The sequence below is a fragment of the Pseudomonas sp. RIT288 genome (assembly GCF_000631985.1).
Taxonomy (GTDB): Bacteria; Pseudomonadota; Gammaproteobacteria; order Pseudomonadales; family Pseudomonadaceae; genus Aquipseudomonas.
Map to the genome: position 1 here is coordinate 343,666 of NZ_JFYN01000041.1, position 21,428 is coordinate 365,093.

The following is a 21,428-nucleotide window of genomic DNA, read 5'->3' on the forward strand; positions in this document are numbered from 1 at the left end:
GTTGGCCCGCCGGGCGATAGAACCATTAGCGCACTGGTGGTGCGTACTGAATGCCGCCGTTGTTCCACAGGGCGTTCAAGCCGCGGTCGATTTCCAGCGGGGTGCTCTTGCCGAGGTTTTTCTCGAAGATTTCGCCGTAGTTGCCGACTTGTTTGACGATCTGCACAACCCAGTCCTTCGGCAGTTTCAGGTCTTTGCCGTACTCGCCGTCAGCGCCGAGCATACGGGCGACGTCCGGGTTCTTGGTCGACTTGGCTTCGGCTTCGACGTTCTTCGAAGTGATACCGGCTTCTTCAGCGTTGAGCAGCGCGTAGCCAACCCAGCGCACGATGGCCAGCCACTCGTCGTCGCCATTACGCACGACCGGGCCCAGCGGTTCTTTGGAAATGGTCTCCGGCAGAACCACGTAGTCCTTCGGCGATGCCAGCTTGGAACGCTGGGCAAACAGCTGGGACTTGTCGGAGGTCAGTACGTCGCAACGACCGGATTCCAGCGACTTGGCGCTTTCATCGGAGGTGTCGAAAGTGATCGGAGTGTATTTCAGACCGTTGCCGCGGAAGTAGTCGGAAACGTTCAGCTCGGTGGTGGTACCGGCCTGGATGCAGATGGTTGCACCGTCCAGCTCTTTGGCACTCTTCACGCCCAGCTTGTTGTTCACCAGGAAGCCGATGCCGTCGTAGTAGGTAATGAAGCCCGGGAATTTCAGGCCCATGCCCGCGTCACGGGAGCTGGTCATGGTGGTGTTGCGCGACAGGATGTCGATCTCGCCCGATTGCAGCGCGGTGAAGCGCTCCTTGGCGTTCAGCTGACTGAATTTGACCTTGGTCGCGTCGCCGAACACGGCAGCGGCCACAGCGCGGCAGACGTCAGCGTCGATCCCGAGGATCTTGCCGGTTGCGTCCGGTACCGAGAAGCCCGGCAGACCGTCGCTCACGCCACACTGCACGAAACCTTTCTTCTGCACGGCATCCAGGGTTGCACCCGCCTGAGCGAACCCGCTGACGCCGAGTACTGCTGCTGCAGTCACGACCGCCAGAGTGGATTTCAACATCTTCATTCAAACCTCCAGTTTTGCTCTTGTTGTGTCGGAGCTTGAGTCCTGTCGCACCCTTTTGAGGCGTTGTTGACCCGTGTTGGCTTTTTTTGGGGTCAACCGACGTAAGACCTTCGCTATGAGTCTAGTAGGAGAAAATCCACATCATGGACAACTCACTTCTCACCAATCGGCCGAACGGGCTGTAGCCCTTTCACGTTCGCTTTGCCCGTAGCGGCCATTGGCGAACATCCATCACCGGATTCTTTGCAATCCCGTCGCAAGACGTACACTGATAGTGTTACCGCAAGGCGTAGGACGCTTCGTACAGAATCCTCCATAGCAAAGCCCGTACCACACCGCTTGCTGAAGCGGTTGCGCGACAGGTCAATAGCAAAACTTGTAGCCTTGCGACATCTTCTTAACGGATCGACCGGACGCGCACCTCAATCACGCACTTATTGAGAGCGCCCGCACATTTTTGGAGCAGCCATGACCGAGCCCCTGATTCTTCAACCCGTAAAGCCCGCAGACGCCTGCGTGATCTGGCTGCACGGCCTCGGCGCGGATCGCTATGACTTCCTGCCAGTGGCTGAAGCGCTGCAGGAAAGCCTGCTGAGTACGCGCTTCGTATTGCCGCAAGCGCCGACCCTGCCCGTCACCATCAACGGCGGTTACGCGATGCCGAGCTGGTACGACATAAAGGCCATGAGCCCGGCGCGGTCGATTGACCGTGAGCAGTTGGAAGTGTCGGCGAATCGCATCATTGAATTGATTGAAACGGAGCGCGCCAGCGGAATAGACGCTTCGCGGATCTTTCTCGCCGGGTTTTCCCAGGGGGGCGCCGTCGTTCTGCACACCGCTTATATAAAGTGGCAAGGTCCGTTGGGTGGCGTACTTGCCCTGTCCACCTATGCCCCGACCTTCACTGACGAGATGGAGCTTTCAGCCAGCCAGCAGCGTATTCCCGCGCTGTGCCTGCACGGCCAGTTCGACGGCGTGGTGCAGAACTCGATGGGGCGCAGTGCCTATGAGCATTTGGTGAAGCATGGTGTCACCGTGACATGGCAGGAATACCCAATGGAGCACGAAGTGTTACCCGAAGAAATTCGTGACATCGGCGTCTGGCTGGACGAACGCCTGCGTTGATCGTTTCAGCGCGAACGCCCCTTTGATCATCCCACTACGCCGCGCCCGTTTCTTGCATTACACTGGCCGGCGTACATTCCTTAACCAATTGATGAGATGACCGTGCTCAAAGCACTCAAGAAAATGTTCGGTAAAAGCGAGGCTGAGCAGCTCGCGCCAGTCCCCAGTGCGCCGTCGCACGCCCCCGGCCCTCGCAGCGATGCGCCCAAGGCTGAACGTCCGGCTCCGGTAGCGACACCCGTGCCCGAGTCGCAACCGGCTATCGCCGCCGAACCGGTCCGCGCCGAAGCGCCGAAACCACCCCGGCCGCGCCGCGAACCGAAACCCAAGGCACCGGTCATTCCCTGGAAGCTCGAAGATTTCGTCGTCGAACCCCAGGAAGGCAAAACCCGCTTTCACGATTTCAAACTCGCTCCAGAACTGATGCACGCCATCCAGGACCTGGGCTTCCCATATTGCACGCCGATCCAGGCGCAGGTGCTGGGCTTCACCCTCGCCGGCAAAGACGCCATCGGCCGTGCGCAGACCGGTACCGGCAAGACCGCCGCGTTCCTGATCTCGATCATCACTCAGCTGCTGCAGACTCCGCCGCCGAAAGAACGCTACATGGGCGAACCCCGTGCGCTGATCATCGCTCCGACCCGCGAGCTGGTGGTGCAGATCGCCAAGGACGCCGCTGACCTGACCAAGTACACCGGCCTCAACGTGATGACGTTCGTTGGCGGCATGGACTTCGACAAGCAGCTCAAACACCTCGAAGCGCGCCACTGCGACATCCTCGTCGCCACTCCGGGCCGTCTGCTCGACTTCAACCAGCGCGGCGACGTGCACCTGGACATGGTCGAAGTGATGGTGCTGGACGAAGCCGACCGCATGCTCGACATGGGCTTCATCCCGCAAGTGCGGCAGATCATTCGCCAGACTCCGCCGAAGTCCGAGCGTCAGACCCTGCTGTTCTCCGCGACCTTCACCGAAGACGTGATGAACCTGGCCAAGCAATGGACCACCGATCCGGCAATCGTCGAAATCGAAATCACCAACGTGGCCAACGAAAACGTCGAGCAGCACATCTATGCGGTGGCTGCTGCGGATAAATACAAACTGCTGTTCAACCTGGTCAACGACAATGGCTGGGAACGCGTGATCGTCTTCGCCAACCGCAAGGACGAAGTGCGCCGCATCGAAGAGCGCCTGGTGCGTGACGGCATCAACGCCGCGCAACTGTCCGGCGACGTGCCGCAGCACAAGCGCATCAAGACCCTTGAAGGCTTCCGCGAAGGCAAGATCCGCGTGCTGGTGGCCACCGATGTCGCCGGTCGCGGCATCCACATCGACGGTATCAGCCATGTGATCAACTTCACCCTGCCGGAAGTCCCGGACGACTACGTGCACCGCATCGGCCGTACCGGTCGCGCGGGCGCTGACGGTGTATCGATCAGCTTCGCCGGCGAGGACGACTCCTATCAGTTGCCGTCGATCGAAGAGAAGCTCGGTCGCAAGATCAGCTGTGAGACACCGCCGACGCACCTGCTGCGCGCAGTGGAACGCAAGCGTCCGCAGCCGCAGTAAGCAACCCGTCACGCCAAAAGCGCAGCCGGCAACGGACTGCGCTTTTTTTTGCCCGGCGTTTTCAACAGGTGCTTGCGATAGACAACTAAAAGTCCATAATAGACAAATTAGTTTATATCCAGCCCGTGGAGCCTGACATGTCCAGTACACCCTACGTGATCGACCACATCCAGGCCCGCGAGCTGCTGGCGCGCATCGACGTGCCGCAAATCCTGCGCAAACTGTTTCGCGACCTCGCCGCCGGCCACGCCGTGCAACCGGCGCAGCAGCTGGTGGAGTTTCCGCAGGGCGCCGGCGATTTCATCAATTATCTGGGGGTGCTGGCCGAGGACGGTGTGTACGGCGTGAAAACCTCGCCGTATATCGTGCGCGAGCAAGGTGCACTGGTGACAGCGTGGACACTATTGATGTCGATGAAAACCGGCCAGCCGCTGCTGCTGTGCGATGCCGGCGAGCTCACCACCGCGCGTACCGCTGCGACCACCGCCGTTGCGGTCGATGCCCTCGCCCCGCTGAATGCCACACGACTGGCGATCATCGGCAGCGGCAAGGTTGCCCAGGCGCATCTGCATTACGTGAAAGGTCTGCGCGACTGGCAGAGCATCAGCGTGTATTCACCGAGCCTGTCTGAAGACGCTGAAACCGGGGCGCTGCTGAGAGAGATCTACCCCGGGGTGAACATTGCCGACAGCCGCGAAGCCGCCCTCGTCGAGGCTGACGTGATCATGCTCTGCACCTCGTCCGCCGGCCCGGTGATCGACCCGGCCACTCTGAGCAAACCGGCACTGATCACCTCAATCAGCACCAACGCGCCACGCGCCCATGAAGTACCGCCACAGACTCTGGGCGACATGCAGGTGTTCTGTGACTATCGTCTGACCACGCCGGGTTCGGCGGGTGAGATGTTGATCGCGACCGAACAGCATGGCTGGAGCAAGGATTTGATCGTTGGTGACCTCGCCGACCTGCTCAGCGAGAAACTGCCGCGCCCCGATTACGACCGTCACGTATTTTTCCGCTCAATCGGTCTGGGCCTGGAAGACATTGCCCTGGCGAATGCGGTTTATCACCTCAAGCACTGACACCTCGATCCCCTGTAGGAGCTGACGAGTGAAACGAGGCTGCGATCTTTTGATCTTGTCTTTTGAAAATCAAAAGATCGCAGCCTCGTTTCACTCGTCAGCTCCTACAGAGATCCTCAATGACTCAGGAGATTTTCATGAGCCAGGCAGATTTCATCATCATCGGCGGCGGGATTGCCGGCGCTTCCACCGGTTTCTGGCTGTCGCCCCACGCCAAAGTGATCGTGCTCGAACGTGAATCGCACCCGGCCTATCACTCCACCGGACGTTCCGCGGCGCTCTACACCGCGGCCTACGGCACGCCGCAGGTGCGGGCGCTGACGCTGGCCAGCCGTGAGTTTTTCGACCATCCGCCGAGCGGTTTCTGCGAGCATCCTTTGCTGACGCCGCGCGGCGAAATGACCGTGGACTTCAGCGGTGACGCCGCCGAACTGAACAACCAGTACCTCAGCGCCAAAGCCACGGTGCCAGAGATGCAGCTGCTCAGCGCCGACGAAGCCTGCGCCCGTCTGCCGATCCTGCGCCGGGAAAAAGTCCACGGCGCGATCTACGACCCGACCGCCAGCGACATCGACACCGACGCCCTGCATCAGGGCTACCTGCGCGGTATCCGCCGCAACAACGGCGAGGTGCTCACCGATTGCGAGGTGCTGGGCCTGACGCGCGATGCCGATGGCCTCTGGCAGGTGCAAACCAACGGCCAGGCCTTCAGCGCCCCGATCATCATCAACGCCGCCGGCGCCTGGGCCGACCAGATCGGCGCGCTGGCTGGCGCCCAAGCGCTGGGCCTGCAACCGAAACGTCGCGCGGCGTTCATTTTCGCCGGGCCCGAGGGCGTGGACATTCATCACTGGCCGATGCTGGTCAGCCTCGACGAATCGTTCTACATGAAGCCCGACGCCGGGATGTTCCTCGGCTCGCCAGCCAACGCCGACCCGGTCGAACCGCACGACGTGCAGCCGGAAGAGCTGGACATCGCCATGGGCATCTACCAGATCGAAGAAGCCACGACCCTGACCATCCGCCGCCCGACCCGCACCTGGGCCGGACTGCGCAGCTTCGTCGCCGACGGTGATCTGCTCAGCGGTTTCGATCCGCAGGTGCAGGGGCTGTTCTGGGTCGCGGCCCAGGGCGGTTACGGCATTCAGACTTCACCGGCCATGGGCCAGGCCAGCGCGGCATTGGCGCGTGGTCAGCCGCTGCCCGAGCCGCTGCAACAGTTCGGCCTGAGCAGCGCCATGCTCTCCCCTTCACGGCTGCGCTGATGGCCCCTGCGGATGACGCGCCCAACGGATTGCGGCACACTCGCAGCGCCTCCGTGCACGGGGGCGCTGACGCTGCCTGGAGCTCCACAATCATGACCGCCCCCGAATTCGATTCGGCACTGGATAACTTCCGTGCCATCGCCGACGCCATCGCCACGCTGTTCTTTCCCCACGCCGAAGTGGTGCTGCACGACCTGCGTACACAGAAGGTCGACTACATCGCCAACAACCTGTCCAAGCGCGAGATCGGCGACGATTCATCGCTTGAAGACATGCTCAGCGAGGAGGTCAGTGAGCGCAACATCGGCCCGTACGAAAAGCTCAATTGGGACGGCCAGAAGATACGCAGCCTGAGCACCGTGCTGCGCGACAGCGAAGAGCGGCCGCTGGCGGTGCTGTGCATCAACCTGAATATTTCGTTGTTCGAGAATGCCAAGGCTGCGCTGGATCTGTTCCTGTCGCCGAGCAAACTGATCCCGCAGCCGGATTCACTGTTTCGCGATGACTGGCAGGAACGCATCAACACCTTCCTCCACGCCTGGCTGCGCGAGCGGCAGCTGAGCCTGAATCTGCTGACCCGCGATCACAAGCGCGAACTGGTGCTGGCGCTGCACGCCGAAGGCGCGTTCAAGGGCAAGAGCGCCTCGAACTATGTGGCCAATGTGCTGAACATGGGGCGGGCGACGGTGTACAAGCATTTGAAGGAATTGAAGGGCTGAAGATCAAAAGATCGTCCGATCGCGGCCCGAGCCTGCGGCAGCTCCTACAGGAGAACTCATTCCCATGTAGGAGCTGCCGCAGGCTCGGGCCGCGATCGGACGATCTTTTCTATCAGTCGCCGTAGATGTCGGACTTGAAATACTTCTCGGAAATCTTCTGATACTCGCCACTCGCACGAATCCCGTCGATGGCCGTGTTCAACTCGCTGACCAGCTCGGTATTGCCCTTGCGCACCGCAATCCCCGCGCCCTCGCCCACGTACTTCGGATCCTTCAGCTCCGGCCCGACAAACGCATAGCCCTTGCCGCGTGGCATCGACAGGAAATCGTTCAGTGGAATGGTGTCGGCGAAAATCGCGTCGAGCCGCCCGGCCGCCAGGTCCATGTAAATTTCTTCGTTGTTGCCGTAGCGCTTGACGTTGATGCCCTTCGGTTCGAACACCTCGGTGGCATAACGATCGGTGGTGGTGGCGCGCTGCACGCCGACGGTCTTGCCCTTGAGGCTGGCATACTGGTCATCGACCGTAGCGCCTTCTTTCATCACCAGTCGCGACGACGTGAAGTAGTACTTGTGGGTGAAATCCACCGACTTCTTGCGGTCTTCGTTGATGGTCATCGACGACAAAGCCATGTCGATTTTCTTCACTTTCAACGAAGGAATCAGGCCATCGAACTCACCCTCGACCCACACGCACTTGACCTTCATCTGCGCGCACAGGGCGTTGCCGATGTCGTAGTCGAAACCGACGATTTCGCCCTTGTCGGTTTTCGACGCAAACGGTGGATAAGCGGCCTCGATGCCGATGCGCAGGGTCTTCTCGGCGGCAAACGAGCTGGTGCACGCCAACAGGCTCAGGGCCAGACCGGTGATCAGGGGGAGTTTCTTCATGTTCGTTCTCTCGCGGGTCGTTGTTGGTTTGGCAAGACAGAAGAAAAAGAGCTGGAACGGTTTTTTGTACTTGTAAATCCATACTGGACTTTTATGTACAAGCCGTCAATCGGTGGGAAAAGCAAAAAGATCGCAGCCTTCGGCAGCGCCTACAGGGGAACGCCGACCCAATGTAGGCGCTGTCGAAGGCTGCGATCTTTTTGCTGACAACGCAGAGATTATTTCTTCCAGCGATCTGCGGCGGCGTGATCACTGTCACGCCCTTCGACCCAGCGCGGGCCGTCGCTGGTGTTCTCTTTCTTCCAGAACGGCGCACGGGTTTTCAGGTAGTCCATGACAAAGGCGCAGGCGTCGAACGCCGCCTGGCGATGGGCGCTGGCCGCACCGACAAACACGATCGGCTCGCCCGGCTCCAGCGCGCCGATACGGTGCAGCACTTCGAGCTTCAGCAGCGGCCAGCGTTGCTCGGCCTCGACGGCGATCTTGCCGAGGGCTTTTTCGGTCATGCCCGGATAATGTTCGAGGAACATCCCCGCCACATCCAACCCGTCATTGAAGTCGCGCACATAACCGACAAAACTCACCACCGCGCCGACACCGACATTCGCCGCGTGCATCACGTTGACTTCAGCGCCGGGATCGAACGCCGTGGATTGCACCCGAATCGCCATGGCTCAGCCTCCGGTCACGGTGGGGAAAAACGCCACTTCGTCGCCATCGCTCACCGGCTCGTCGAGCTGGCACAGGTCTTCATTGCGCGCGCACATCAGGTTCTGCTCGCTCAGCACTTCGGCGCCATCGCGTTGCGCGAGCAATGCGCGCACGTCTTCGACGGTATCGAAACGACCCTCGACCTCGACCGAATCCACGCCCAGCGCTTCACGATAACGAGCAAAGAATTTAACCGTCAGCTTCATGGCTGCTCCGCCTGGAAATGCCCGCTCTTGCCGCCGACCTTCTCCAGCAGGCGCACGCTTTCGATGACCATGCCGCGATCCACCGCTTTGCACATGTCGTAGATGGTCAGCGCCGCGACGCTGGCAGCGGTCAGTGCTTCCATCTCCACGCCGGTCTGCCCGGACAGCTTGCAACGGGCGACGATGCGCACGCTGTCGTCGCCTTCAGCGATGAGTTCGACCTTGACCCCGGTCAGCATCAGAGGATGGCACAGCGGAATCAGATCGCTGGTTTTCTTCGCCGCCTGAATGCCGGCAATGCGCGCCACGGCAAACACGTCGCCCTTGGGATGGCCGCCGCTGACGATCATCTGCAGGGTTTCGGGCAGCATGCGCACCAGCGCTTGGGCCGTCGCCTCACGGAACGTCACGGCTTTTTCGGTGACGTCGACCATGTTGGCGCGACCTTGGGAATCGAGATGAGTCAGCACGGGATTACTCCTGATCAGGAGCGTGGATTGTAAACCTGTGGGTCAAATTTCCGCATCACTGATTATGAATTCACCGTTGCACCCTGTGGGAGCGAGCCTGCTCGCGAAAGCGGATTCAGATTCACTATAGATGTCGACTGATACACCGCATTCGCGAGCAGGCTCGCTCCCACAGGGGATATGCATTTATCAATAAAAAACCGGGCGGCTTTTGGGCCGCCCGATTTTGTTGGAAGGGTTACAGATGCGATTCGGCGTATTCGGCCAGGATCGAGCGTGGCACCCCTTGCAGGGTGATGTGCACCCCGTTGGGGAAATCCTTGAAGCGTTCGGTCAGGTAGGTCAGCCCGGAACTGGTCGCGGACAGGTAAGGGGTGTCGATCTGTGCCAGGTTGCCCAGGCACACCACTTTGGAACCGGCGCCGGCCCGGGTGATGATGGTTTTCATCTGGTGCGGCGTGAGGTTCTGGCATTCGTCGATCAGGATCAGGCTCTGCTGGAAGCTGCGACCGCGAATGTAGTTGAGCGATTTGAACTGCAACGGCACTTTGCTGAGGATGTAATCGACGCTGCCATGGGTGTTTTCGTCATCCATGTGCAAGGCTTCGAGGTTGTCGGTGATGGCGCCCAGCCAAGGCTCCATTTTTTCCGCTTCGGTGCCGGGCAGGAAGCCGATTTCCTGGTCCAGGCCCTGCACGCTGCGCGTTGCGATGATCCGGCGATAACGCTTGCTGACCATGGTCTGCTCGATCGCTGCGGCCAGTGCCAGAATGGTTTTACCCGAACCCGCCGCACCCGACAGGTTGACCAGGTGAATGTCCGGATCCAGCAGCGCATACAGCGCCAGGCTCTGGTAGATGTCCCGTGGCTTGAGGCCCCAGGCTTCCTGATGCAGCAGCGGTTCCTGATGCAGGTCGAGGATCAGTAGTTTGTCTTCCTGGATTTCCTTGATCCAGCCGACAAAGCCTTGTTCGTCAATGATGAACTCGTTGATGTGCACCGCCGGCAGGTTGTCGATCAACTGCACCTGATGCCAGGTGCGGCCGTGATCCTGACGGGTTTCGACCTTGCTGACGCGGTCCCAGAAGGAGCCGGTCATGTTGTGGTAGCCGTTGGGCAGCAGGGACACGTCATCGACCAACTGGTCGGTGCTGTAGTCCTCGGCATCGATCCCGCAGGCGCGCGCCTTGAGGCGCATGTTGATGTCTTTGGTGACCAGCACCACGGCCTTCTTCGGATCACGGGTGTGCAGGTCGATCAGTTGGTTGATGATTTTGTTGTCGTTCAGATGCTCGGGCAGAATCAGGTTCGACTCGGCCTGTTTGCTCATCAGAATTGACAGCAAGCCCTTTGGGCCGCCCTTGCCGCGCTGAATCGGCACACCCAGTTCGACGTCTTCGGGGGAGGCATCGCCCAGGGTCTTGTCGATCAGCCGGATCGCCTGGCGGCATTCGGCAGCAACGCTGTGATGGCCGCTCTTGAGCTTGTCCAGCTCTTCGAGCACGGTCATCGGGATCGCGACGTGGTGTTCTTCGAAATTCAGCAGGGCATTTGGATCGTGAATCAATACGTTGGTATCGAGTACATAAAGGATTGGCTGGTTGGAAGAAGGGCTACGTCCGTGATCATCCATACTCGGTCACCTTTGTGGGAGCCATTCGACGCAATACCTGGGCGGTGCTGCGCCTCGAAGTGACTGCCGAATTCATCCACGAGGGCCTGGATGAACTGCACACAAAAGGAGTCTTGGAAGACGCCACCTGTGTTGCAGGTTTCGGCGGTCTGTCTTCGTAATACTCCAAAACCCATGACATAAAAAAGCACTTTGACGGTTTTTTTAAGTTTATTTTGCAGAGTGACGAAAAGCCCTTGGCGGACCGTCCAGACCCCGCTAAAGTCGGAAGTCCGCCTGCATCGAATCTTCTAAAAAAATCGCCCCAAGCCCAATGTTTCCGGGCTTTTGCCGTTTGTCAGCGAAACCCGTCCTGACAGTCCTCAAAGCCGATGCCGCTTTGCGCAGTTTGCGTGATCAGCCACGGCAACGCGGTCTTCACCGCATCCTGTTTCATGTTGAAATTGATCACCCCGTGGCGCCACAACAGCATCAGGGTCAGCACTCGCTGCGCGCTCTGTGCGCCCTTGAGCTTGCCGGCGCCGTCCTGTGCGTCGATGTCCCACAGCGCCACTTGCAGGCCCTGATTGCGCAAGAAGCTGCCGGCATCACTGCGGCGCTGACCCTCGGGCGGACGAAACAGCGGCACGTAGTTTTCCGGCAACTTGTTCTTCACCAGATCGGCGCTGCGGCGCACCGAGTCCTGCCAGTCCTGCCAATAGCTGTGGGAACGGAACTCCCAACCCTGCACGCCCACACACTGTTTCGAGAACTCCGATTGCAGGTTGCTTGCCGAGCGATCCGCCAGTCGCGCCTGCACATCCTTGCCCAACACAAAGAACGTACCGCTGAGGTTGGATTTGCGCAGGTAATCGGCAATCCAGTCGGTGTTGTCCGGCTGCAGATTGGCGGCGCTGTCGAAACTCAGCAGAAACAGCCGATCGTGCATCTCTTCGCCGCTGCGCTCGTAGTCGCCAAAACGATCGATTTCGCTGCTGGTTTGCGGCGACAGCGCAGCCTTGCGCATCAGCTCGTCCAGGTACTGCAGATGAAACAAGCGGCTCGGCTCGGTCCACTTGGTGTAATAGCTGTCGTCGCTGACCACGAACTTGGCGGCCTGCTCGCGCAGGGTTTGCAGATCCTCGACGAGGAAGCAGAACGAGGCATCCTGATCGCAGCTCTGCTGGGCGAAGTTGTAGTTGGCCAACAGCCGTTCCCAGAGCCGCTGGCGCAGGCTGCTGATCGCGTCGACGTTGACCGTGCGCAGACCAAGGCGCTGGGCCAGCGCGGCCTCGTCCAGCGCCTCGGTGCCGAGCAGGCCACGGGCGAACATGAGGATTTCCGCGCGCGAGGCGACGTCGAACAGCGTCGGGCTGCTCAGTTGCTCCGGCCAGGTGCTGCGATCCAGCGTCGCCACATCGCCCGGCGCCGCCATGGCCCCGCAACTCAACAGCCACGCGGTGAATAAAAGAACAATGCGCAAAGGGGTGTCTCCATAACAAAACCCGCGCGGCACTATATCGCGGGTGATCGCAGGACAATCAAAAAGAAAGATCAAAAGATCGCAGCCTTCGGCAGCTCCTGCAAAGGCATTCAACAGTCGACCGTAACCTGTAGGAGCTGCCGAAGGCTGCGATCTTTTCCATGACACCATCGATCACCTATCACGCTCATAGCTGGAGTCAACTCGGCCAACCCCCTAGAATCGCCCCCACGATTAAAGGAGACGACTTCATGCTGATGGTGATTTCCCCCGCCAAGACCCTCGATTACGAAACACCGCCGGCGACCCAGCGCTTTACCCAGCCGCAATACCTGGACCATTCCCAGGAACTGATCCGGCAACTGCGCGAATTGAGCCCGGCACAGATCAGCGAACTGATGCACGTGTCCGACAAGATCGGCGGCCTCAACGCCGCGCGTTTCGGCAGCTGGACGCCCGCCTTCACCCCGGAAAACGCCAAGCAGGCGCTGCTCGCGTTCAAGGGTGACGTGTACACCGGCCTCGATGCGCAATCGTTCAGCGAAGCCCAGTTCGACTATGCGCAAAAGCACCTGCGCATGCTGTCCGGTCTCTATGGCCTGTTGCGTCCACTGGACCTGATGCAACCGTATCGTCTGGAAATGGGCACCAAACTGGCCAACGCCCGTGGCAAGGATCTGTACGCGTTCTGGGGCACCCGCATCAGCGAATGGCTCAACGAAGCGCTGGCCGAGCAAGGTGACGACGTGCTGCTGAACCTGGCGTCCAATGAGTACTTCTCGGCGGTCAAACGCAACGCCCTTGACGCGCGGATCATCAACACCGACTTCAAGGACCTGAAGAACGGTCAGTACAAGATCATCAGCTTCTATGCGAAGAAGGCCCGTGGCCTGATGAGCCGTTTCGTGATTCAGGAAAAAATCAACGATCCCGCCCTGCTCAAACAGTTCGATGTGCAGGGTTATCGCTACAGCGCCGAGCAGTCGAAACCGGACAATCTGGTATTTCTGCGCGACCACGCCCCGGAATAAAGCATGCCCATTGCACGACTCTGTCTATTAAGAGTCGTGCAGCTCGCACGACGTCAAAAATCCCTCGCGACATTTCGCCGTTTTATTGGCGCCATAGAATCGTCCCTCGCAATTCTAATTTTAGTTTCACTCGACAGCCGCACTTTTTTTCAGTAGTGGCACGTAAATTTTTTTACGGTAGTGGCACAAAACTATCTAGCTCGATTACGCGCCGATTAATAAAGGCCCAAATCGAAAGTGCTATCAAATTGAGACCAGTGCCATCTTTGGCAATATTTCAAAAAATTTCAGCTTTCGCGATGAGCGGGTAGGAACTATGTCCAAATGCATAGCTCATACCACCGGTAACGATTCTCGCCGAGTTTGTACGAGATAACTTACGCAGAGCGGAGAACCATGTAACCAAGTTGTCATAGCAACTTGCCTAGATGGTTCACTCATCTGATCAACTAACGATGGATAGGTGATACGCACCATAAACATCCTCTACAAGGCCAAGGCTGCGCCCCTGTAATTGTGCTCGCCTGAGCACCCAACCGCTTGATCTACGGGCCTTTCGCCCGACATCAGGTGGACTGAACACATGCACAAGAGTCTTCCGGCAAGAAGATCCGCTGCATAACAGGGCAAGTCATAACAACCAGGCCTAGTTGCGCACATCTTGAGTGCACTTATTTAGACACTCGGAACTTAGTATGCCTGCACACGGCATTGTGGCGCCTGTTTGCCGCACTTTCGAGTGCACTATGACCGCTGAACACCATTAACTCCGGCCATCTAACGGCTTGATAAAACACAGAGGTAATTGCGATGCGCATCAGCATATTTGGTTTGGGTTACGTTGGCGCAGTATGTGCCGGTTGCCTGTCTGCACGGGGCCATGACGTGGTTGGCGTCGATGTTGCCAAAGACAAGATCGATATGATCAACGCCGGCAAGTCGCCGATTGTTGAACCGGGTCTGGGCGAACTTCTGGCTCAGGGCATCGAGACCGGTCGTCTGCGCGGTACGACCAACTTCGCCGAGGCGATTCGTGACACCGACCTGTCGATGATCTGCGTCGGTACGCCGAGCAAGAAGAACGGCGACCTGGAACTGAACTACATCGAGGCCGTGTGCCGCGAGATCGGTTTCGTGCTGCGTGAAAAAACCACCCGCCACACCATCGTGGTTCGCAGCACCGTGCTGCCGGGCACCGTCGCCAACGTGGTGATCCCGATTCTCGAAGACTGCTCGGGCAAGAAGGCCGGCGTCGATTTCGGCGTCGCGGTCAACCCGGAATTCCTGCGTGAATCCACCGCGATCAAGGACTACGACCTGCCACCGATGACCGTCATCGGCGAGTTCGACAAAGCCTCGGGCGACGTTCTGCAATCGCTGTACGAAGAACTCGACGCGCCGATCATCCGCAAGGACATCGCAGTTGCCGAGATGATCAAGTACACCTGCAACGTCTGGCACGCGACCAAAGTGACCTTCGCCAACGAGATCGGCAACATCGCCAAAGCGGTCGGCGTCGATGGCCGTGAAGTGATGGATGTGGTCTGCCAGGACAAGACCCTCAACCTGTCCCAGTACTACATGCGCCCGGGCTTCGCCTTCGGCGGTTCGTGCCTGCCGAAAGACGTGCGTGCCCTGACCTACCGCGCCGGTTCGCTGGACGTCGAAGCGCCGCTGCTCAACTCGCTGATGCGCAGCAACGAATCGCAAGTGCAGAACGCTTTCGACATCGTTGAAAGCCACGACAAACGCAAAGTCGCCCTGCTCGGCCTGAGCTTCAAGGCCGGTACCGACGACCTGCGCGAAAGTCCGCTGGTGGAACTGGCCGAGATGCTGATCGGCAAGGGTTACGACCTGAGCATCTACGACAGCAACGTCGAGTACGCCCGTGTTCACGGCGCGAACAAGGATTACATCGAGTCGAAGATCCCGCACGTGTCGTCCCTGCTCAACTCGGACTTCGATTCGGTGATCGACAACTCCGACGTGATCATCCTCGGCAACCGCGACGAGAAATTCCGCGCGCTGGCCCAGGAAGCACCGCAGGGCAAACAGGTCATCGACCTGGTCGGTTTCATGGCCAAAGCCACCAACCCAGGTACTCGCACTGAAGGTATCTGCTGGTAAGGCAGACGTTGCACGGCGCCGCATCCGCGACGCCGCGCAACACCTCCGTGAACCCAAATGCAGGAGCTGCCGAAGGCTGCGATCTTTACCGGGACCACTTGAGTCCTGAGTGAACCCGTAAAGATCAACAGATCGCAGCCTTCGGCAGCTCCTACACAGGGTTCGCCCGAATCCGATGCCCCCTGTAGGAGCTGACGAGTGAAACGAGGCTGCGATCTTTACCCGGCTCGCTTGAGTTCTGAGTGAACCCGTAAAGATCAACAGATCGCAGCCTTCGGCAGCACCTACAGGGTTCGCCCGAATTGCGTGTGACATCGCAGTTTTTGTAAGCCTGCCTTAACCCCATCGGGCTCGCCCGAGATAGAGACGGATGCAGATTATGCACAGGCTAAAGCACGGCCTATTTCAGGCCGCCGGTTGGCTGTTTTACCTCAGTTTGTTAATGGGCCTGGCCTTGATGCTGCCCGCGTCCACATTCGACTCCGAGTCGAAGGACTTCATTTTCCTGATTGGCGCCGTGGGTATCTGGCGCTACTCGATGGGTGCAACGCACTTTGTGCGCGGCATGATTTTTCTCTACATCGTTTACCCGCACCTGCGCCGCAAAGTGCGCAAGCTGGGTAAAGCGGCGGACCCGTCGCATGTGTTTCTGATGGTCACCAGTTTCCGTATCGACGCGCTGACCACCGCGCAGGTCTACAGCTCGGTGATCCGCGAAGCCATCGACTGCGAACTGCCGACCACCGTGGTCTGCTCGATCGTCGAAATGTCCGATGAGCTGCTGGTCAAAGCGCTATGGGCGCGGATGAATCCGCCAGACCGGGTGAAGCTCGACTTCGTGCGCATTCCCGGCACCGGCAAACGCGATGGCCTGGCCTACGGTTTCCGCGCGATCTCCCGTCACCTGCCGGACGACCGCGCCGTGGTGGCCGTGATCGACGGCGACACCGTGCTCGGCGAAGGCACCGTGCGCAAGACCGTGCCGTGGTTCCAGCTGTTCGGCAACGTCGGTGGCCTGACCACCAACGAGTTCTGCGAAGTGCGCGGCGGCTACATCATGAGCGAATGGCACAAGCTGCGTTTCGCCCAGCGTCACATCAACATGTGCTCGATGGCCCTGTCCAAGCGCGTGCTGACCATGACCGGGCGCATGTCGGTGTTCCGTGCCACCGTGGTGACCGATCCGGAATTCATCGCCGACGTCGAAAGCGACTCGCTGCAACACTGGCGCCTGGGCCGTTTCAAGTTCCTCACCGGCGACGACAAGTCGAGCTGGTTCAGCCTGATGCGCCTGGGTTACGACACCTTTTACGTGCCGGACGCCGCGATCAACACCGTTGAGCATCCGCCGGAAAAGAGCTTCATCAAGGCCAGCCGCAAGCTGATGTTCCGCTGGTACGGCAACAACCTGCGCCAGAACTCGCGAGCGCTGGGCCTGGGTGTGAAACGCCTCGGCGCCTTCACCTCGGTGGTGCTGTTCGACCAGCGCGTGTCGATGTGGACCTCGCTGCTGGGCCTGACCGTGGCCCTCATCGCCAGCTTCAAGTACGGCGGCGCGTTCATCCTCGCCTACCTGCTGTGGATCGGTATCACCCGCCTGATTCTGACCCTGTTGCTGTCGTGCTCCGGTCACCGGATCGGCCCGGCCTATCCCGTGATTCTGTATTACAACCAGATCGTCGGTGCGCTGGTGAAGATCTACGTGTTCTTCCGCCTCGACCAGCAATCCTGGACGCGCCAACCCACTTCCCTGACCCGTGATCTCGCCAGCTTTCAACGTTGGTTCAACACCTGGTCGTCTCGGACCATGACCTTCTCCGCCGGCAGCATTTTCGTCGCCGTGCTGCTGATGATGGTCTGACCTGCCCCTATTGAATTAACAAGGAAATCGCCCCCATGAATACCGCCGTCAACGCCAACGTAGTGCATGAATCCGAAGCCCAGCGCCAGCACGCCCGAGTGAAAATTCCGGCCAAACTGCGTTTCTTCGGCCCAGACCGGACGCCGGTCGAAGCGCGGGTCCTCGACCTGTCCGCCGGTGGTCTGGCGTTCAACGCCGGGCAACTGCCGCTCAAGACCGGCGACGTGTACAAGGCGCGCCTGCAGTTCGTCATCGACAACCTCGGCCTGGCCATGGACGTCGAACTGCAAGTGCGCTCCTACGATCGCCAGACCGGCCGCGTCGGTTGCCAGTTCCAGAACCTGGAACCGCAGGACATCTCGACCCTGCGTCACCTGATCACTTCGCACCTGGCCGGCGACATCGTCAGCATGGGTGAAGTGCTGGCGACCCTGCAGCGCGACAACTTCACCAAGGCGCGCAAGGTCAAGGACGGCGGCAGCGGCATGACCCCGTTCGGGCGTCTGAAAGCCGTGACTTTCAGCGCCGGCATTTTCGCCATCGGTCTGGTCGCGTTCGGTTTCGTGTTCAAGTCGGTGTACGGCATGTACTTCGTCAGCCATGCGCAAGCAGGTCTGGTCAGCGTGCCGGGGATGAACATCACCATGCCGCGTGACGGCACCGTGCAGAGCCTGGTCAAGTCCGATGGCGTCGCCGCCAAAGGCGCTCCGCTGGCGACCTTCAGCACCAGCATGCTCGACGTGCTCAAGGGCCATCTCGACGAAGACCAGTTGCAACCGGCCAAGGTTGAAGAACTGTTCGGCAAGCAGATGACCGGCACCCTGACCTCGCCTTGCGATTGCACCGTGGCCCAGCAACTGGTGGCTGACGGTCAGTACGCGAGCAAGGGCGACGTGATCTTCACCCTGGTACCACGCAACACCCAGGCCACCGTCGATGCGCGCTTCTCCTATCGCCAGTTCGGCGACGTGCGTCCGGGGACGCCAGTGAGCTTCCAGATCGCCGGCGAAGACCAGACCCGCACCGGCAAGATCGTCAGCAGCACCAGCCTGAAAAGCGCCGACCTGTCCTCCGACATCCGCGTGCAGATCCAGCCGGACGAACCACTGGACAGCAGCTTCGCCGGCCGCCCGGTGGAAGTGAACAGCGACCGTGGTCCGAACCTGAACTGGCTGATCGACAAAGCCATGGCCGCCGGTCTTTAAGTCGAGGACATGCCTGTGACTACTCCTGTCTTGAACACACCGCCGACCCTGTGGGAGCGAGCCTGCTCGCGAAAGGGTCAGCACGGTTTGTCTGATGTATCGAGTCGACTGCTTCGCGAGCAGGCTCACTCCTACATGGGAACGGTATGCGCAGTTGCATTGGCGGTGAGTCTGGCCGGTTGCGCCGGCCTGCCCGACCAACGCCTGGCCAACGAAGCGCTCAAGCGTGGCGATACTGCCACCGCCGCGCAGAACTACCGCGCGCTGGCGGATCTGGGTTACAGCGAGGCGCAAGTCGGTCTTGCCGATATCCAGGTCGACAGCCGCGACCCTGAGCAGATCAAACAGGCCGAGGCGACCTACCGTGCCGCCGCCAGTGTTTCGCCGCGCGCTCAGGCCCGTCTCGGTCGCCTGCTAGTGGCCAAGCCGGGCTCTACCGAAGCCGAGCACCACGAAGCCGAAAGCCTGCTGAAAAAAGCCGCCGCCAATGGCGAAGGCAATACGTTGATCCCGCTGGCGATGCTGTACCTGCAATACCCGCACAGCTTCCCGAATATCAACGCTCAGCAGCAGATCGATCAGTGGCGCAAATCCGGCTACCCGGAAGCCGGTCTGGCCCAAGTGCTGCTGTACCGCACTCAGGGCACTTACGACCAGCATCTGGATGACGTGGAAAAGATCTGCAAAGCCGCGCTCAACACCACCGACATCTGCTACGTCGAACTGGCCACGGTCTATCAGAAACGAGCCCAGCCTGAACAACAAGCCGAGCTGATCAAGCAGATGCAGGCCGGTTACAGCCGTGGCAGCGTCACTGCGCAGCGCGTCGATTCCGTAGCCCGCGTACTGGCCGATTCGACTCTGGGCAAGACCGACGAAAAAACCGCGCAATCGCTGCTCGAACCGATCGCACCGGGCTACCCGGCGTCGTGGGTGACCCTCGCGCAGCTGCTCTACGACTTCCCGGAACTGGGCGACGTCGATCAGATGATGAAGTACCTGGACAACGGCCGCGCCGCCGACCAGCCGCGCGCCGAACTGTTGCTGGGCAAGCTCTACTACGAAGGCAAACTGGTGCCGGCCGACGCCAAAGTCGCCGAAGAACACTTCCAGAAAGCCGTCGGCCGCGAAGTCGCCGCCGACTACTACCTCGGCCAGATCTATCGCCGTGGTTACCTGGGCAAGGTTTATCCGCAGAAGGCTCTCGACCACCTGCTGACCGCTGCGCGCAACGGCCAGAACAGCGCCGATTTCGCCATCGCTCAACTGTTTTCCCAAGGCAAGGGCACCAAGCCTGACCCGCTCAACGCCTACGTATTCAGCCAATTGGCCAAGGCGCAGAACACCCCGCAAGCCGATGAACTGGCGACCACCCTCGCAGCGCAGTTGCCGCCCGAGCGTCTGGCCGAAGCCCAGCGCCTGCTGCAACAGGAACAGGCCAGCCGTGGCGCCCTGAACCAGAACACGCTGCAACTGCACGCCCTGCAAGAAGAAGACGGCGAGGAATCCCTATGAAGTTGAATCCCTTTGTGAAGGCCGGCATTGGCCTCACGTTCGCGCTGATCTGGTCTTGCCCGACACTGGCCGCGATCACTGAAACCAAGAACTTCGGCCTGGAAGTGAAAATCACCGGCCAGTCCGAAGACGACCGCGACCTCGGCACCGCCAGCGGCGGCGACGTCAACGGTGTGGGCCTGGACCTGCGTCCGTGGGTCTACGGCGAAAGCGGCGCGTGGAGTGCCTACGCCATGGGTCAGGCCGTGACCTCGACCGACATCATCGAGACCGACACCCTGCAGCAGTCCGACGGTGAACAAACCACCGACAGCAGCGACCGCAAAACCAAGAAGAATTACCTGGCGATGCGCGAATTCTGGGTCGGCTACAGCGGCCTGACGCCGTACCCCGGCGAGATGCTCAAGTTCGGTCGCCAGCGTCTGCGCAATGACGACGGGCAATGGCGCGACACCAACATCGAAGCGCTGAACTGGACCTTCGACACCACCCTGTTACGGGCCAACGTCGGTGTCGCCGAACGCTTCAGCGAATACCGCACCGACCTCAAAGAGCTGGCGCCCAAAGACAAGGATCGCCTGCACGCCTACGCCGATGCCGCCTACCAGTGGACACCGGGTAACTGGGTCGGCATTCGCGGCCACCACACCCACGATGACGGCAAGCTCGATTACGCCGAACCGGGCGTGCCCCGCGACACCCTCGACAAAACCCAGAACGGCGACATCAGCTGGCTCGGTCTGACTGCCGACAGCGATGCCTACAACTGGCGCAACACCAACACCGTCAACTACTGGGGCAGCATCACCGGCATGAGCGGCGACCTCGATTCGGTCAACCCGCTGAACGCTGATGGCAGCCGTCCTGCGCAAGCCAAACGCAGCGATGACATCAACGGCTGGGCCACCGACCTTGGCGTGCGTCTGCGCCTCGATCCGCAGTGGCAGGTCGGTGCGGCCTATGCCCGCGCCAGCGCCGATTACCAGCAGAACGGTCTGGAGAGCAACCGCTCCAACTACACCGGTACCCGCTCGCGCGTGCACCGTTTCGGCGAAGCGTTCCGTGGCGAAATGAACAACATGCAGACCGCCACCCTGTTCGGTTCGTGGATGCTCAACGACCAGTACGACGCCAGCCTGATCTACCACAAGTTCTGGCGCGTGGACGGCAACAAGCCGGTGGGCAGCAACGGCATCAACGCCGTGGAGAACAACACCGACGACGTCACCGGCGCGATCCTCTCCAGCACCTCGCTGCCGCTGCAGGATGGCAACAAGGACCTGGGTCAGGAGATGGACCTGGTGGTGACCAAGTACTTCAAGCAAGGCCTGTTGCCGGCAGCCCTGAGCCAGTCGATCGACGAGCCGTCGGCGCTGGTGCGCTTCCGTGGCGGTGTATTCAAGCCCGGTGATGCCTATGGCAGCCAGGTCGATTCGTACATGCACCGCGCGTTCATCGACGTGATCTGGCGCTTCTGATGCAAACCGCCAAGGGAGTGCCC

18 protein-coding genes are annotated in these 21,428 nt (G+C 60.1%); 11 read left to right on the forward strand and 7 right to left on the reverse strand.

Annotated elements, in window-relative coordinates; all coding sequences use genetic code 11:
- Positions 1–25: 25 nt before the first annotated feature.
- Positions 26–1,057 carry an amino acid ABC transporter substrate-binding protein gene (locus BW33_RS23225; protein ID WP_047601422.1) on the reverse strand — a complete coding sequence of 344 codons (1,032 nt, stop codon included), beginning with the start codon at positions 1,055–1,057 and terminating at the stop codon, positions 26–28.
- Positions 1,058–1,525: 468 nt separating this feature from the next.
- Here BW33_RS23225 and BW33_RS23230 point away from each other — a divergent pair, with 468 nt between their 5' ends.
- From BW33_RS23230 to BW33_RS23250, 5 genes are all read left to right on the forward strand, one after another.
- A complete protein-coding gene (locus BW33_RS23230) occupies positions 1,526–2,182 on the forward strand; it encodes an alpha/beta hydrolase (RefSeq protein WP_047601424.1) in 657 nt (218 codons plus the stop codon).
- A gap of 96 nt (positions 2,183–2,278) precedes the next feature.
- A complete protein-coding gene (rhlB, locus tag BW33_RS23235; protein WP_047601426.1) occupies positions 2,279–3,751 on the forward strand; it encodes an ATP-dependent RNA helicase RhlB in 1,473 nt (490 codons plus the stop codon).
- Positions 3,752–3,888: 137 nt separating this feature from the next.
- On the forward strand, positions 3,889–4,833 hold the full coding sequence (locus BW33_RS23240) for an ornithine cyclodeaminase family protein (protein ID WP_047601427.1): 945 nt from the start codon (positions 3,889–3,891) through the stop codon (positions 4,831–4,833).
- 137 nt (positions 4,834–4,970) lie between these two features.
- Positions 4,971–6,098 (forward strand): NAD(P)/FAD-dependent oxidoreductase, encoded by a 1,128-nt coding sequence (locus tag BW33_RS23245; protein WP_047601428.1) that lies wholly within the window; start codon positions 4,971–4,973, stop codon positions 6,096–6,098.
- Positions 6,099–6,190: 92 nt separating this feature from the next.
- Positions 6,191–6,817 carry a helix-turn-helix transcriptional regulator gene (locus BW33_RS23250; protein WP_047601429.1) on the forward strand — a complete coding sequence of 209 codons (627 nt, stop codon included), beginning with the start codon at positions 6,191–6,193 and terminating at the stop codon, positions 6,815–6,817.
- Between the two features lie 112 nt (positions 6,818–6,929).
- Here the strand turns inward: BW33_RS23250 and BW33_RS23255 are convergent, their stop codons facing one another.
- The 6 genes from BW33_RS23255 to BW33_RS23280 all read right to left on the reverse strand — a co-directional run bounded on the left by BW33_RS23255 (position 6,930) and on the right by BW33_RS23280 (position 12,140).
- Positions 6,930–7,706 (reverse strand): ABC transporter substrate-binding protein, encoded by a 777-nt coding sequence (locus tag BW33_RS23255; RefSeq protein WP_047601431.1) that lies wholly within the window; start codon positions 7,704–7,706, stop codon positions 6,930–6,932.
- 218 nt (positions 7,707–7,924) lie between these two features.
- Entirely contained in the window at positions 7,925–8,377 is a 453-nt protein-coding gene (moaE, locus tag BW33_RS23260) for a molybdopterin synthase catalytic subunit MoaE (protein ID WP_047601432.1), read from the reverse strand.
- Positions 8,378–8,380: 3 nt separating this feature from the next.
- On the reverse strand, positions 8,381–8,623 hold the full coding sequence (moaD, locus tag BW33_RS23265) for a molybdopterin converting factor subunit 1 (protein WP_047601433.1): 243 nt from the start codon (positions 8,621–8,623) through the stop codon (positions 8,381–8,383).
- Positions 8,620–9,093 (reverse strand): cyclic pyranopterin monophosphate synthase MoaC, encoded by a 474-nt coding sequence (gene moaC, locus BW33_RS23270; protein WP_047601435.1) that lies wholly within the window; start codon positions 9,091–9,093, stop codon positions 8,620–8,622. The genes moaD and moaC overlap by 4 nt, the downstream gene beginning before the upstream one ends.
- A 238-nt stretch (positions 9,094–9,331) precedes the next feature.
- On the reverse strand, positions 9,332–10,726 hold the full coding sequence (locus BW33_RS23275; RefSeq protein ID WP_027610931.1) for a PhoH family protein: 1,395 nt from the start codon (positions 10,724–10,726) through the stop codon (positions 9,332–9,334).
- Positions 10,727–11,063: 337 nt separating this feature from the next.
- A complete protein-coding gene (locus BW33_RS23280; protein ID WP_442965416.1) occupies positions 11,064–12,140 on the reverse strand; it encodes a polysaccharide deacetylase family protein in 1,077 nt (358 codons plus the stop codon).
- 299 nt (positions 12,141–12,439) lie between these two features.
- On the opposite strand from BW33_RS23280, the gene yaaA reads away from it, so the two are divergent.
- The 6 genes from yaaA to BW33_RS23310 all read left to right on the forward strand — a co-directional run bounded on the left by yaaA (position 12,440) and on the right by BW33_RS23310 (position 21,405).
- A complete protein-coding gene (gene yaaA / locus BW33_RS23285; protein WP_047601440.1) occupies positions 12,440–13,219 on the forward strand; it encodes a peroxide stress protein YaaA in 780 nt (259 codons plus the stop codon).
- 810 nt (positions 13,220–14,029) lie between these two features.
- Positions 14,030–15,346 (forward strand): nucleotide sugar dehydrogenase, encoded by a 1,317-nt coding sequence (locus BW33_RS23290; protein WP_047601441.1) that lies wholly within the window; start codon positions 14,030–14,032, stop codon positions 15,344–15,346.
- A 379-nt stretch (positions 15,347–15,725) separates the two neighbouring features.
- The gene (gene alg8, locus BW33_RS23295; RefSeq protein ID WP_442965415.1) at positions 15,726–17,207 is read left to right on the forward strand and encodes a mannuronan synthase; all 1,482 of its coding nucleotides are present in this window, start codon (positions 15,726–15,728) and stop codon (positions 17,205–17,207) included.
- A gap of 35 nt (positions 17,208–17,242) precedes the next feature.
- Positions 17,243–18,412, forward strand: a complete 1,170-nt coding sequence (locus BW33_RS23300) for an alginate biosynthesis protein Alg44 (RefSeq protein WP_047601444.1) — start codon at positions 17,243–17,245, stop codon at positions 18,410–18,412.
- Between the two features lie 15 nt (positions 18,413–18,427).
- Positions 18,428–19,927: an alginate biosynthesis TPR repeat lipoprotein AlgK gene (gene algK, locus BW33_RS23305; protein WP_177327520.1), complete on the forward strand. Its 1,500-nt coding sequence runs from the start codon at positions 18,428–18,430 to the stop codon at positions 19,925–19,927.
- Complete coding sequence (locus BW33_RS23310; protein WP_047601447.1) at positions 19,924–21,405, forward strand: alginate export family protein; 1,482 nt, start codon at positions 19,924–19,926, stop codon at positions 21,403–21,405. The genes algK and BW33_RS23310 overlap by 4 nt, the downstream gene beginning before the upstream one ends.
- The last annotated feature ends 23 nt before the right edge of the window (positions 21,406–21,428 follow it).

Excerpts from the sequence above, each read along its gene's own strand:
- alg8 (WP_442965415.1), top strand. The coding sequence starts at position 15,726 with ATGCACAGGCTAAAGCACGGCCTATTTCAGGCCGCCGGTTGGCTGTTT.
- BW33_RS23290 (WP_047601441.1), top strand. The coding sequence starts at position 14,030 with ATGCGCATCAGCATATTTGGTTTGGGTTACGTTGGCGCAGTATGTGCC.
- yaaA (WP_047601440.1), top strand. The coding sequence starts at position 12,440 with ATGCTGATGGTGATTTCCCCCGCCAAGACCCTCGATTACGAAACACCG.
- BW33_RS23255 (WP_047601431.1), bottom strand. The coding sequence starts at position 7,706 with ATGAAGAAACTCCCCCTGATCACCGGTCTGGCCCTGAGCCTGTTGGCG.
- BW33_RS23230 (WP_047601424.1), top strand. The coding sequence starts at position 1,526 with ATGACCGAGCCCCTGATTCTTCAACCCGTAAAGCCCGCAGACGCCTGC.
- BW33_RS23275 (WP_027610931.1), bottom strand. The coding sequence starts at position 10,726 with ATGGATGATCACGGACGTAGCCCTTCTTCCAACCAGCCAATCCTTTAT.
- BW33_RS23250 (WP_047601429.1), top strand. The coding sequence starts at position 6,191 with ATGACCGCCCCCGAATTCGATTCGGCACTGGATAACTTCCGTGCCATC.
- BW33_RS23280 (WP_442965416.1), bottom strand. The coding sequence starts at position 12,140 with ATGGCGGCGCCGGGCGATGTGGCGACGCTGGATCGCAGCACCTGGCCG.
- moaD (WP_047601433.1), bottom strand. The coding sequence starts at position 8,623 with ATGAAGCTGACGGTTAAATTCTTTGCTCGTTATCGTGAAGCGCTGGGC.
- BW33_RS23245 (WP_047601428.1), top strand. The coding sequence starts at position 4,971 with ATGAGCCAGGCAGATTTCATCATCATCGGCGGCGGGATTGCCGGCGCT.
- BW33_RS23240 (WP_047601427.1), top strand. The coding sequence starts at position 3,889 with ATGTCCAGTACACCCTACGTGATCGACCACATCCAGGCCCGCGAGCTG.
- BW33_RS23225 (WP_047601422.1), bottom strand. The coding sequence starts at position 1,057 with ATGAAGATGTTGAAATCCACTCTGGCGGTCGTGACTGCAGCAGCAGTA.
- rhlB (WP_047601426.1), top strand. The coding sequence starts at position 2,279 with ATGACCGTGCTCAAAGCACTCAAGAAAATGTTCGGTAAAAGCGAGGCT.
- BW33_RS23300 (WP_047601444.1), top strand. The coding sequence starts at position 17,243 with ATGAATACCGCCGTCAACGCCAACGTAGTGCATGAATCCGAAGCCCAG.
- BW33_RS23310 (WP_047601447.1), top strand. The coding sequence starts at position 19,924 with ATGAAGTTGAATCCCTTTGTGAAGGCCGGCATTGGCCTCACGTTCGCG.
- moaE (WP_047601432.1), bottom strand. The coding sequence starts at position 8,377 with ATGGCGATTCGGGTGCAATCCACGGCGTTCGATCCCGGCGCTGAAGTC.